9 protein-coding genes are annotated in these 13,474 nt (G+C 66.8%); 5 read left to right on the plus strand and 4 right to left on the minus strand.

Going from position 1 to position 13,474, the window contains the following annotated elements; genetic code table 11:
* Together AC1DS3_RS25505 and AC1DS3_RS25510 are read right to left on the minus strand one after the other, a co-directional pair.
* Positions 1–1,424 (minus strand): glycosyltransferase family 39 protein (locus tag AC1DS3_RS25505; protein ID WP_477128205.1); only part of this gene is annotated, 1,424 nt, incomplete at its 3' end.
* 498 nt (positions 1,425–1,922) lie between these two features.
* On the minus strand, positions 1,923–2,486 hold the full coding sequence (locus tag AC1DS3_RS25510; protein ID WP_477128206.1) for an HdeD family acid-resistance protein: 564 nt from the start codon (positions 2,484–2,486) through the stop codon (positions 1,923–1,925).
* A 234-nt stretch (positions 2,487–2,720) separates the two neighbouring features.
* On the opposite strand from AC1DS3_RS25510, the gene AC1DS3_RS25515 reads away from it, so the two are divergent.
* Positions 2,721–3,542, plus strand: a complete 822-nt coding sequence (locus tag AC1DS3_RS25515; RefSeq protein ID WP_441637742.1) for a hypothetical protein — start codon at positions 2,721–2,723, stop codon at positions 3,540–3,542.
* A 126-nt stretch (positions 3,543–3,668) separates the two neighbouring features.
* Here the strand turns inward: AC1DS3_RS25515 and AC1DS3_RS25520 are convergent, their stop codons facing one another.
* Entirely contained in the window at positions 3,669–3,977 is a 309-nt protein-coding gene (locus tag AC1DS3_RS25520) for a hypothetical protein (RefSeq protein WP_043355619.1), read from the minus strand.
* 347 nt (positions 3,978–4,324) lie between these two features.
* Positions 4,325–5,263, minus strand: a complete 939-nt coding sequence (locus tag AC1DS3_RS25525; RefSeq protein WP_477128207.1) for an amino acid ABC transporter substrate-binding protein — start codon at positions 5,261–5,263, stop codon at positions 4,325–4,327.
* Positions 5,264–5,535: 272 nt separating this feature from the next.
* Between AC1DS3_RS25525 and AC1DS3_RS25530 the strand changes: the two genes are divergently transcribed.
* The 4 genes from AC1DS3_RS25530 to AC1DS3_RS25545 form a co-directional block, all read left to right on the plus strand.
* Positions 5,536–7,347 (plus strand): DUF2138 domain-containing protein, encoded by a 1,812-nt coding sequence (locus AC1DS3_RS25530; RefSeq protein WP_477128208.1) that lies wholly within the window; start codon positions 5,536–5,538, stop codon positions 7,345–7,347.
* Between the two features lie 26 nt (positions 7,348–7,373).
* A complete protein-coding gene (locus AC1DS3_RS25535; protein WP_477128211.1) occupies positions 7,374–8,042 on the plus strand; it encodes a DUF1175 domain-containing protein in 669 nt (222 codons plus the stop codon).
* Positions 8,043–8,047: 5 nt separating this feature from the next.
* Complete coding sequence (locus AC1DS3_RS25540; protein WP_477128209.1) at positions 8,048–12,799, plus strand: alpha-2-macroglobulin family protein; 4,752 nt, start codon at positions 8,048–8,050, stop codon at positions 12,797–12,799.
* A 7-nt stretch (positions 12,800–12,806) separates the two neighbouring features.
* A partial coding sequence (locus AC1DS3_RS25545; RefSeq protein ID WP_477128210.1) for a DUF2300 domain-containing protein occupies positions 12,807–13,474 on the plus strand: 668 nt, incomplete at its 3' end.

Raw genomic sequence — 13,474 nt, forward strand, 5'->3', positions numbered from 1 at the left:
GCGTTGATGGCGGGCACCATGTCCACGCCCGAAGTCTGCCGTCCCATGACCTCGTGGCCCAGCAGCGCCACTGTGAAGCTGGTGAACAAGCCGAGCGAGTAAACGGTGATGCTGACCATCAGGCCCTTGCTTGCCAGCAGCTTGCGCGCAAGGAACACGGCGCCGAGCATCAGCACGAAGGCGGCGCCGACCCAGACCGCGAACAAGCGGTACAGCTCGTTGGGCGTATTGTCGGAATTCAGCGTGGCCACCACCGGGCTGGCCAGCAAGCCGATTGCCGCAATGACCAGCATGCCGTTGAGCTGCCGCTTCCAGCTGCGCTCATCGATGTGCTGCAGCGCCACGGCTGCCAGCATGCCAAGCGCCGGGAAGATCGGCACGATGTAGCCGGGCAGCTTCGAGCCGGACAGGCTGAAGAAGACAAAGATGGCAATGGCCCACACGGCCAGCAACAGCGCCGGCTGGAATGGCCGTGCCGACGCCACGCGTGCCGCCGCGCCTTCGCCACGGACCACTTGCCACATGCGCGGCGCCAGGCCCAGCCAGGGGATGAAGCCCGCCACCAGCAACGGCACGAAGTACCACAGCGGACCCTTGCGCGAGTGTACCGTCGAGGTATAGCGCTGCCAGTGCTCGTGGATAAAGAAGAAATTCAGGAATTCGGGGTTGCGCTCCGACACCAGCCAGAACCAGGGCACCGTGACGATCAGCATCAGCGCGATGCCGGTGATCAGGTGCAGGCGGCGCCACAGGCCGAAATCCCGCGAGATCAGGGTGTAGATGACCAGCACGAGGCCGGGCAGGGCAATGCCTACCAGCCCCTTGGTCAGAATCGCCACGCCCATCGCTATCCAGCAGGCCCACATCCAGTAGCGCCGGGCGGCCGGCGTAGCCGCCGGGTGCTGCGCGAGCAGCATGAAGGCCAGCACGCAGGCCATGGCGCCGGACAGCGTCATGTCCAGCGAGTTGAAGTGCGAGGCCACGCTCCACATCGGCGCTGCGGCAAGCACCAGCCCGGTCAGGAAGGCGGCCCGGAAGCCATACCAGCGGTGGGCGGCGAGCATCGAGACCACGAGGCCGACCATGCCGGACAGCGCCACGCATAGCCGGGCCTGCCAGTCGCCTACGCCGAATACGGTGTAGGACAGCGCCGTCACCCACATATGGAAGGGCGGCTTCTCGAAGTACTTGAGTGCGTTGTAGCGGATCGTTACCCAGTCCCCGCTGGCGAACATCTCGCGCGCGATCTCGGCATAGCGGCCTTCATCGGAGCGCAGCAGGTGGCGAGCGTCGAGCGTGCCGAACCAGACCAGGAGAATAAACAGGCAAACCAGGACGATGGTGGTCGTGGGCAAGCCGGCAGATTGCGAAACACCTTGTGCGGTGCTTCGCGAGGTGTCTCGCGAGGTCACGGAACTACGCATACGTCTCCTGGAAAGGGATCGGGTGACCGCCATGGCTTGCGCACATGACGACCGGTTCTCGGGCTTGCGGGGTGTGGCGATCCGCGCGCGGGCCGACCGGATGGCTTGTCCCGCCTGCTGCCACACATTCATTGCATTGGCTCGCGATGCCGCGGCCACTTGCATGATGATTAAAGCTTGGTCATACAGCCTAGGCGAAAAAAAGCGGCGTCAGGCTGTTGCCGCAGCGCGCGGCCAGGCTGTTTGACGGTTTCGGGCTGCCCGGGCACCCGGCGAAAACATCACAACGCGGCAGCGACGGCTTTGGTAGACAAAAATTGAAGGTAGGCAATCGTGCCCGTTGCCACGCGCCTTCTGCTTTGTCAGTCTTTCTAGCCGTTACCCCATGGCCAACCGTGGTTGCCAAGTGGCGCGGCGCGCAATGTTAGCACGACCGCCGCAACCCGCCGTCGCGCGCGAGGTCGGCGCACGCGGGGCGGCCCGGGCTGCGCGCGTGGTTTAGCTGGAAAGTGCAGTAATCGGCATGTTTCTGGCGCGGCGCAAGCGCAGCGAGACGCCGATCAGCAGAACGCCGCAAACCACCGCCCAGGCTCCGATCATCCACAGCGCCGCCAGCGCACCGGCAAGGGGGTGCCACAGCAGCACGAAGGCGAGCACGATGCTCGCCAGCCCGGCCAGGATCAGCGACCATTCATTGGGAATGTCCTTGCGCAGGCGGATCGCGGCGACAATTTGCAGCACCCCTGTGGCAAGCGTCCAGGCCGCGATATATAACAGCAGGGAAAACGCGGTGACCACGGGACTGAACCAGGTCAGCAGGCCCACGCCCAGGCCAAGCACGCCCTGCAGTGCAAGGATGCCGCGGTCGCTAGCCTCGCGCTGGTTGCCCGAGATGGCCATCAGCAGCGCGCTAATGCCGTCGGCGGCGGMAAAGGCGCCAAACAGGAGCACGAGCGCAGCCAGCGTGGCAATGGGGGCGAAAAAAGCACAAAACCCGAAAAGAACGGCGAGAATGCCGCGCAAGGCCACGACCCACCATAGCTTGGCGTAATACTGAAGCATAGGAACTCCCTGGCAAGCTGCCCGCACGGKCCGGCAGCGACGGCGACCGGCTAAGATCGACAACACGCGCGGGCAAAAACGCGCTAGCTTCTAGCCAGCGCGAGCCACAACGGCTGGCTGGCCCTGCGCGTGGGACGCCTGGTCGGAGCGAGCGGGGGGCGTGAAATCATTCTAGACAGGATTCATGTGAGGACAAAGGCGCAATGGCTTAGGGCTGCTTCCATTGCCAGCGCAATGCTGCTGGCCGTGGGCAGCCTTGCGCAGGCTCAGACGGTGGCGGTGGCCGCCGCCGCGCCCGAGGAGGCGCCGGCGCGGCCTCTTGCCCCGCTGTGCGACGCGCCATGGTTCCGCTCCGGCTCGCGGGTGCAGATGGAAGGCGACGGGGCCATGCCCATGTCGATCACCATGACCTTGCGCCGGGCGACCAAGAACCAGACCGGATGCCGGGCGCAGCTCGAGGTGCGCTCCAAGTCGGCGCTGTCTGCCCTGATGGGGCCGCCGGTCATCATGGACCAGGTCCACATGGTCAATATCGACCGCCGCTCCGACAGTGCCAAGAGCAGTATCGAGAGCGAGCATGCCGTCATCAATGCACAAGGGCGCTATGCCCGCATGTACGGCGAAGCCGCCTTCAGGGGCCAGGGCGTGTTCAGCTACGCGGGCATGGATATCCACGAGGGCGGCACCCTTGACGGCGAGGCGTTCGAATCCAGCGTCTCGCTGCAGATCTATCCGGTGGGCGCGGACGAGGTCGTGGGAAGCATGCGGGCGCTATATGCCTCGATCAGCGTCGGATCCCGCCACGTGGGCAAGCGCCAGATGATCGATACCGTGCTGGGCCGCAAGGAGTGCATGCCGATCACCTACGAGAAGCGGACTTCGCTGGGGCCGCTGATGGTGGGGGAGGAGGTGGTGCAGGTGGAGCCCACGCTGATGCACGTTACCGACTGGTATTGCCCCGCCGAGGCATTCGTGCTGCGCACCGAGATTCGCCAGCAGGACAAGGTGCAACGGATCGACGTCACGGGGATGGATCTGGATACGGCTTCGCCCTGACGCTTTGCCCGCCTGCCGAGGCGGATTCTCCGATAGCAGGCAGCAGAAAGCCCGCCAATTTGCATTGGCGGGCTTTCTGCTGTCAGGGCGCCGGACGCCGGATACCAGCGCGGCGCTCCTTGCCGATCAGTTCGCGGCTGCGGCCGATGCGGCGGGCTTCTTGCTCTTGCTCTTCTTGCTCTTCTTGGTCGACTTCTTGGCCGGCGGCGCGGAGGCGTCGGTCAGGTCCGTGCGGGTGCTCTTGTTCGCGCCCTGGGAATACGGGTCGAACTTGTCACCGGACTTGGCACCCTGGCTATACGGGTCGAACTTATCGCCCGACTTGGCGCCCTGGCTATACGGGTCGAATTGCTTCTTCCCGGTCGATTGCGCCTGGGCAGCCACGGAGACGGCGCCAATGCACAGCGCGATGGCTGTCGCGACGAACTTGTTCATGTTTTCTCCTGGTAAATGCCGCCTTCCGGCGGTTCGAATACACGGAAACTGACGGCTAAGGCCGCCACGCCGATTGCGTGGGATACCGTTGCCGCGTTGTCCGCTGGTCCCCAGTGTCGCCAACATTTCGCCTGGCTGTCAACATGCGCTGTATTGTGAAATGCACGCTTTGTATCGTCCTATGGAAAGCCGCTATTGCCTTTATCGCCAGGACTTGCTTGACGTTTGCTCATTGATATGCGCTTAAGTGCATATTTCATTTGCGTTATGTGCAAAATCAAAGCCCCCGCAGGCCTGATGGCGTGCGGGGGCTTTGGTTTTGATGGATCGCCGGGCTGCGAAGGCGGTTATTCGGTAGCGACATCCGAAGGATGCTTCCACGCATCCCGGACTTCCGTGCTCGGTGCCAGCGCAAGGTTGATGTTGCGGGCGCCGATTGGCTGCTGGAACCATTGCTTTTGCAGGGCGATCACCTGCGGGCCGGCGAATACCGAGGCCAGGGTCTGGTCCACCAGTTGCTTCCACTGCGGATCGGCCTTGGACATCATCAGCGCATTCTGCTCGATCGACAGAGCGGGACCCACGATCACGAACTGCGAAGGGTCCTTGGCGCGGGCGCGCAGTCCCGACAGCAACACATCGTCCATCACGAATGCCTGCGCACGGCCGGATTCGAGCAGCAGGAAGGATTCTCCATGGTCCTTCGCGTAGATGTCATGGAAACCATACTGGCCCTTCAGGCGGCGCACATGGCGATCGCCCGTGGAGCCGGCGCTGGTCACCACGTTCTTGCCGCGAAGGTCTTCGAAGGACTTGATGCCCGAATCCGCGCGCACCAGCATGCGGACCGTGGAAATGTAATGCGAGACGCTGAAGGCGACCTGCTTCTGGCGTTCCAGCGAGTTCGTGTTGGGCGCGCAGTCGAGATCGACCAGGCCATTGACCACGGCGGGGATCCGGTTCTGCGGGGTGAGCGGCATCCAGCGCACCTTGATCGTCTTCAGTCCGAGCTTTACGCGCGCGGCCTCCGCGGCGCGCAGGCACAGGTCCACCGCGTAGCCCGCGGGCTCGCCCTTGTCGTTGGCGAAGGAGAAGGGCAGCGCCGATTCACGATAGCCCAGCACGATGGTGCCGGTGTCGCGGATCTTGTCCAGCACCGGGCTTTGGGCCTGGGCGGCGTGCGGGGCGGAAACCGAAAGGGCGGCGGCAGCGACGAACGCTAGCTTTGCCAGCAGGCGGGAGGCACKGATCGTGCCGGCACTGGCGAATGTGGCAAACGAGAACATATGTCGAATATTTCAAAAGTGCCGAGGCTACGCCTGTGGCCTGCAGCGGCAAAGTACATCTTTGTCATAAGCAAATATCGGCCGGGAGAGCCGCCTGGGCAAAGGTGCCCGGTCGAAAAGCGCGCTGCGCCGGCGGGTAGCGCCGAGCGCGCGGCTGCGCAGGCGGTCACAAAAATTCACCGTGGTTGGGTTGCGGTTTGATTGATGTGCGCGGTACGCTACCGGGTTCGCTGCGTCTGTGACGTGCAGTGATCACGATCGTGAAGGGAATCATGAAGATTTCGCGCAAGAAAATCGCGCTTGGCACCGCCGCGCTGGCGATTGCCGCTGGTGTGGCCGTGCAAATGGTCTGGCACCCGTTCGGACGCGCCTGGAAGGGGCAGCCCCGCCAGCTTGAGCTCGATTTCAGCCGCCCCGATGCGCTGGTCGACAGCGAAAGCCTGTCCAGCCTGCCGCGCGATATGCTCCGCGTGCCGCTGCTGCGCGATGTGCTCACCGAGGATTTCGTCAATTATTACGAAGACAACGAAGGCCGCCTGTCTGCCTCGGGCGCCTTGCGCCGCATTGCCTTCGAGCACGACCTGGACTGGGGCGATGCGTTGCTCAAGCGCGTGTTCGACGAACCGGGCCGGCTTATGGCCTGGCGCGGCGCCGATGGCACCTTGCKCTATTGGGCGCTGTCGATGGAGCGCAACGGGCTGGCCAAGGTGCTGCAGACACTTGGCACGATCGCCCCGGCTGACACGCAGTTGAGCCGCGCCGGTGAAGTCGGCGGCACGCCGCTGTATGCGTTGCGGATCGGCCCGGCCCGCAGCTTGCTGCTGGCGGGCAAGGGCGATCGCCTGGTAGTCCTGTCGGAAGCCGGCATGCTGCTGGACGCTGAAGGCAAGCCCATCGGCGCTCGCGCCAAGGCAGTGGCCGCCTGGCTGTCCGACGACGCCGGCGCGCGCGAGGCCCCGCTGCAATCGTTCGCGCTCGACGCCGCCAAGGGTCCGCCCAAGGGCCATCGCGTGCTGGTGGGCGCGAATTACCTCTCCTTTGGGTACCAGGCATTCTTCCCGGGCATCGAAGCGCTGCGTTTCGATTTTGCCGGCGCCGATTCTAAGTCCGTTTCTAAGGCCGATGCCGGCGATGCCGCCTGGCACAGCGCGGTGCTGGTCGATGGCGCGCGCCTGCCCGGCGCGTGGAACACGGCCGAACTCTGGAAGGCCTTGCCGGCCGACCCCGCGGCGTGCGCCACGCTGCCGGTGGACTGGCAGGCCGCAGGCAAGATGCTGCAGAAGGTCAGTGGCGGCAAGGACGAACTGGCTACGCAGGTGGCCCAGGCCTTCGAAGGGCCGGCTGCCGTGTGCTGGTACAGCAAGTCGGCGCTGGTGGCGCCGTTGTTCATGGCMTGGGTCAAGTCGGCCGATGCCGCTACCGCGCTGCGTCCGGTGCTGGCGAGCCTGTTCGAGCAAGTGATCGGCGCCTATGAACCCAAGGCCGGCGCGGAAAAGGGCGCCTATGCGCGCCTGCCGGTGCAGAACCGCCAGGGCGCGGGCGGCGCGGTGTTGTGGTCGCGCGCGGTCAGCTCGCCCTACGGCACGCGTGAGGGCAAGGGGGCGCCGTTCGCGGCGCAGCTTTCGGCGGGCGCCTATTTCCCCGTGACGCTGGCATTGGCTGGCAACACGGTGCTGTTCTCGCCTGACGGCGCGTTGGTGGATGACGCGCTGGCGGTGCAGGGCAAGCGCTTCCCCGCGGTGGCCGACACCATGCAGCGCGGCCAGCAGGCCCGTACCGTGCTCAGCTTCACCCCATCGACGCTGGCGCCGCTGGTGCGCCGCGAAGCCACCAAGGCGCTGCCGGCGGACCAGGAAGCCCTGTTCCTGAACGCGGCGCGCGCTCACCTGTTCCCCAAGCTGAAGACCCTTGCGGCCTACCCGGCGGTCTCGCTGGTGCTGCCCGATAGCCTGCCTTCGGGGCGTGCGTGGGTGCCGGTGACCTGGCAGCAGGCTGGCACGCCGCCGCGCGGCGCGCTGGCCGCGGCCCCATCGATTGCGCCGATGGCGCCGATAGCAGCGGCGCCGCAAGAGGCTGCGCAGTGATAGCTGTGAGCCGAGGCCGCCGCTCGATGCTGGCGGCGCTGGCGCTTGCCTTGCCCCTGGCCGGCGGCGGTCGGGCCTGGGCCTTGTCCGGCCTGGCGTCGGACACGCCCGAGGCGGATGCGCTCGATGCCACGCAATCGGCGGCGTTTCGCGCCTGGTTCGTGCGCATCGTCGGTGAGCAACTGCGCCAGGGCCCGACCCCACGCTGGTACCAGCGCGATTGTGCGGGCCTGGTGCGCTTTGCCGTGGGCGAGGCGCTCAAGGTGCATGACGCGCGCTGGCTGCGCGCCAACGGCATGCAAGGCGGCGCCTCGGCCMGCCAGTTGCCGCCGGAGCTTAGCCTGAGCCCGGCCCAGCGCACGCTTGGCCAGCGCTGGACCCGCGCCGACGGCAGCACCGGGGCTTATGCATCCGCCCTGGCCCTGGTGCAGGGCAATAGCCGCTTTGTCGCCAGGAACGTCAACCTGGCCCAGCCTGGCGACCTGCTTTTCTACGACCAGGGCGATGAACAGCACCTGATGATCTGGATGGGCCAGTACCTGGCCTATCACACCGGCACCGTGACCCGTACCGATAACGGCCTGCGTGCCGTCACCCTTTCCCGCTTGATGCAATGGAACGATTCGCGCTGGCAGCCGCAGGACGGCAATCCCAATTTCATCGGCGTATTCCGTTTCGCCTTTTTGTCGAGGTAAAGACGATGCTTGTCGTCATGACGCGCGCGAGCGCGCTTCTGCGTTCCTCCATTCCCCGCGTGCTGCTGGCGCTTGCCTTGCTGGCAGGCACCCAGGCGGCAGGCGCCGCCGAGCGGCCGAGTGCCACGCTCGACACTGTGCCGTCAAGCGGCTATAGCGCTTTCCAGGGCCAACCGTTCTTCCTGCTGTCGGACGCCAGCTACGGCAGCGACCAGACGGCGCAGGTGCGCCTGGAAGCTCCGGGCCGCGAATACAAGAGCGAGCTGCAGCGCTACGGCGGCGCCGACATCCTCGTGTACCGGGTCGCCGATCCGATCGCCTTCCTGAAGGCGCAAAAGAACCTGCACCGGATCGACGTCAAGGCGAACTACCGCGGCGAAGGGTTGGCCAACACCTTGTCCTACCTGTGGGACAGCTGGTACAAGCAGGCGCGCCGCGCATGGCAACGCGTGCTGTCGTTCGCGACCCGCAGCAAGGCGGTGGAGGACGCGCCGCAGTTCAGCATGGGCGACCAGATTGCCCAGCCGACCCGCTTCGAGAACAACCCGCAGTACGAGCCGCTCAAGGGCTATGACGTGGTCGAGCGCTTCCGCTACCCGATCTGGGACGCCAAGGAAATCGCGCCGCCCAAGGACGTCAAGCTGGAAGGCAGCAGCAGCGAATTCCTGCCGCGAGATGCKGGCAACGTGATGGTGCCGCTGGGCAAGCTCAAGCCGGGCCTGTACATCGTCGAAGGCATCATCGGCACCTACCGCGCCCATACCTTGCTGTTCGTGTCCGATACCGTGGCCATTACCAAGAGCACCGGCAACGGCATGCTGGTCTGGGCGGCGCAACGCAAGAGCGGCCGCCCGGTTGCCGGCGCCAGCCTGGCCTGGACCGATGGCCTTGGCGTGCTCCAAAGCGCCACCACTGGTGCTGACGGTGCGGCAGATCTGGCCCACACCAGCCCGGAGCGCAGCTACCTGCTGGGCGTGGATCCGGCCGGCGGCGCGTTTATCTCGGAAAACTTCTACTACGACAGCGAGATCTACAACACCAAGCTGTACGCCTTCACCGACCGGCCGCTGTACCGTCCCGGCGACGAAGTCCGGGTCAAGTTCATCGGCCGCAATTTCCGCAATGCCACCGAATCCGGCCCCGCGGCGCCCGGCGATATCAAGCTGGAGGTGCTGGACCCCAACGGCGCGCCGCTGGCCTCGGTCGCTACCGCGCTGGCGGCGGACAACGGTGCCGACGCGCGCTTCACGCTGCCCGCCAATGCGCTGGCCGGCGGCTATACGCTGCGCTTCGACTACGGCGGCAATACCTACGGCGGCGCCTTCCGCGTGGCCGAATRCATCAAGCCGCATTTCGACGTGAATCTTGCGTTGGACAAGGCCGACTATGCCACCGGCGAGGCGGTCAAGGGCAAGATCCAGCTGCGCTATCCGGACGGCAAGCCGGTCAAGGACGCCAAGCTGTCCGTCAGCCTGCGTGCGCAGCAGGTGACGATGGTGGAGGGCGAGCTGCAATATGCCGGCCTGTTCCCGGTCAAGCTGGAGCAGCAGGAACTGACCACCGACGGCAGTGGCAATGCCGCGCTGGTGCTGCCTGCCGCCAAGGACCCGAGCCGTTACGTGGTGACGGTGTTCGCCAACGATGGTGCGGCCTACCGGGTCAAGGTCACGCGCGAACTGCTGATCGCGCGCGGCGCCACGCCGTACAAGCTGACGGCGCTGGCCAACTTCACCAACCCGGGCCAGAGCGTGACCTTCCAGCTGCAGGCACTGGCCGCCGCCGGGCAGGCATCGGCGCAGGCGCCGGCCAAGTGGGAACTGGTGCGGCTGGAGTCCCGCACCCGCAGCGAAGGCGCGCTGAGCCCCGCCGCCAACGGCACTGTGTCGTTCCCGGTCAAGTTCGACCAGCCGGGCTCGTACACGCTCTCCGTCAAGGACGGCGCAGGCAACCTGCTGGCCGCTGCCAGCCACTGGGTGGCAGGCGAGGGCCTGCAGACCGTGCCAGGCAATATCGAGATCGTGTTCGACCGGGACCGCTACCGCATCGGCGACACCGCCGAAGCGCTGGTGACGTTCCCGCTCGCCGTCGAGGACGCCTTGCTGACGCTGGAGCGCGACCGGGTGGAGCGGCGCGGCCTGCTGTCCAAGGGCGGCGACTGGCTGTCGCTGGAGAAGGTCACCGACAAGCAATGGCGGGCGCGGATCAAGGTGGGCAACGATTTCAGCCCCAATATGACGTTCTCCGTGCTGTATGTGAAGGACGGCGACTACGTGTTCCAGAACGCCGGCATTGCCGTGGTGCAGCCCACGATCGAGCTGGCCGTCAAGAGCGACAAGCCTGTCTATGCCCCGGGCGAGACCGTCACGCTGGACCTTACCAGCGTCTTCAATGGCAAGCCCGTGCCGGCGAATCTCACCGTCAGCGTGGTGGACGAGATGGTCTACGTGCTGCAGCCTGAAATCGCCCCGAGCATCGTCGACTTCTTCTACCATCCGCGCCGCAACAGCGTGCGCACCACTTCCAGCCTGAACTTCATCGGCTACGACCTTGCCGTGTCGGGCCAGCCCGGCGCCGGTGGCCCTGAGCGAGGCCGCTATAACGAACGTGGCGTGAAGGTGTTGGAGCGCCCGCGCCGGGATGAGAAAGACACTGCCGCGTGGGAGGCCAACCTGCGTACCAGCGCAGACGGCCGCGCGCGCATGAGCTTCACCATGCCTGACTCCCTGACGCGCTGGCGCATCACGGTGCGCGCGATGTCAGGCGACGGCATGGTCGGGCAGCGCACCGCCAGCATCCGCTCCGACAAGGGCTTGTATCTCAAATGKACCGGGCCACAGCGCTACCGCGGCGAGGACGCGCCGCGCATCGACATGGTGGCCTTCAACCAGGGCGAGCAGGACGTGGCAGCGGACCTTGTGGTGATCGGTGCCGGCCTTAATGTCAACCAGAGCGTGACGCTCAAGCGTGGCGCCAACTACGTGCGCCTGCCGGTGGCGCAGGGCGCTTTGCAGAGCGGCGTGGTCAATGCCGAGATCAAGCTGCAGGGCAAGACGCTGGACCGCCTGCAGACCACGCTCACGGTCGAGCCCACCGGCTGGCTCTCGCAGCGCGAGTTGACGCTGCCGCTGGCCGGCGCCAATGCCGCGTTCAAGCTGCCGGCGGATGCGCAGGACGTGCGCCTGCGCTTCGTCGATGGCGCCGCCAGCCAGTTCGCCCGCGTGGCGGACGACTTGCTGGCCTATCCTTATGGCTGCACCGAGCAGACAGCGAGCCGGCTGATTCCGCTGGCGTTGGCCCAGCGCAGCCTGGCAGCCACCGGCGCGGACACGGGCGGCGGCACCCAGGGCATCGACGCGCTGCTGCGCACCCAGCGCCAGCGCCTGGCGCTGCTGGCTGGGGTCAATGGCCAGTTTGGGTGGTGGGGCGATACGGTGGGCAATAGCGCGCTGCTGACGGCGTATGCCTATTACGCCGACTGGCTGGCAACGCGCGCCGTCGGCATCAGCCTGCCGCCCGATCACTGGAAGCGCACGCTGGAAGCTTACAAGCAGGCCATGAAGGAGCCGCTGCTGCACCGTGCGCTCGCGCTGTGGTTCATCAACGAGATGGGCCTGCCGGTGGCCACGCAGCTCGGTGGCGTGGCCGGCGAGCTCGCTCGCCCCGGCGCCGACGCACCGGGCGCGGCCGTGGGCGAAAGCCTGGTGTTTGCCGCGCCGGATTCGCCGCAAGGCCGCCGCGTGGCGACGGTGCTGGCCGCGCAGCTCTACAAGCAGATCGGCCAGCCGATGCCGGAAGGCCTGGCCAGCGCCGCCGAGGCCGCGCGCCAGGCGCTGGCGAGCGATCCTTCGCCGCTGGTGCAGAGCCTGCTGCTGATGGCGGGCAAGGGCGCGGCCACCTCCGACGTGCAGGCGCTGCTGGCCCGCGCCGGCGCTGCCTCACCGACGATTGACCGGGCCGTGACGCTGGTGTGGCTCAACAAGGCCCTTGGCGGCGGGCTGGGCCGCGGGCTGGCCGGCGAGGGTGACCCCGCGCTACGCGTGCCGCAGGGCAACTGGAAGGCTGCGCGCAGCCCGCTTGGCCTGCCGGAATGGCGCTGGAGCGGGGCGCAACTGCCCGAGACGCTCGCGCTGACCGTGCCGCCGAACATGGATGCGGCCTCACAATCGTTCAACACCAATGCCGTGGTGTCCTACCGCAGCCGTGCCCAGGAAGCCTCGCGCCTGCCGATCGGCATCGAGCGCAAGCTCTACCGCCTGGTGCCCACGAGCGATGGCGCAGCGAAAGACGGCAAGCCAGCCGAAGCCGCTGCCGCGGGTACGGCCGGCCTGACCTTCTCGGCCAAGCCGGTCAAGCCGGGCGACAAGCTCGACAGCAACACGCTCTACGTCGATGAGATCGTGCTGAGCCCGCGCCAGGGCACCTACCGCTACGGGCTGGTCGAAGCACCGCTGCCGCCCGGCGGCGAGGTCGAGGGCACGACGTGGGGCCTGCGGATCGACGGCTTGCCGGATCCGGACAATAAGGCCACCGGCCTGCAGCCGTTCCAGCGCGCCGTGACGTACGAGATGGGCATGCTGTCGTATCACCAGCCGGTCGTCTCGCTGGAGCGCCCGGTGGTGCTGCGCCAGTTGGTGCGCTTCTCGCTGCCGGGCAGGTTCAACCTGCCGCCGGTGCGCTACTTCCGCATGTACCAGCCAGATGCCAAGGCCCTGCAAGGCGACGGCAAGACGGCGGGCTTCCCCTTGACGGTGGAGTGAGGCAAGCATGAACGGGGCAGCGCGCATGGCGGCCGGCCGTGCCTGGTGGCGTCGGCTTGCGGTGCTGGCCGCCGTGGGTGCGGCGTGCGCCGGCCCCGCGCTGGCTGCCACGCCCGCGCCCGCCGAGMCCCTGCGCTTCGCGCGGCTCGCGGGAGCGGACGCGCAATTGTTCGGCCTCGACGGCAATGCCGCCGCGCCCGTTGCCACGCCATTGCCTGCCAGCTTGCAGACCCCGTTGGGCAGCGTGTGGAAGCTGTTCGTCTATGGCTACCTGGTCGGCCGCGACAAGCCATCCAATGACTACACCTGCCGAGGCGGTGACCCGGAGGAGGTTTACTGCTGCACGGCCGGCCAGAGCATCGACCGCGAGCGTGCGCTGATTCAGTCCTGCGGACGCTATTTCGAGCCGCGGCGGCTGGGTTTGTCCGCTGCCGACTGGCGCCGTTTCTGGAAGGAGGCAGGCGCGCCCGTGTGGCTGCAGGACATGCAGGCGATGCAGCCCGCTCGCAGCGTGGCCGTTGCCGATCTGCTGGCCGGGCTGCATGCCATGCCCCCCGCCGCGCAACAGGCAGCGGCCGCGACGCTGGTCTCGGTACTGACGGTGGGGCGCGGCGAAGGCACGCTGGCCAGCTATGGCAGCCTGCTGCGCGTCAAGACCTGGACCATGCCGGACCC

The organism is Cupriavidus sp. 01L46, assembly GCF_056399905.1.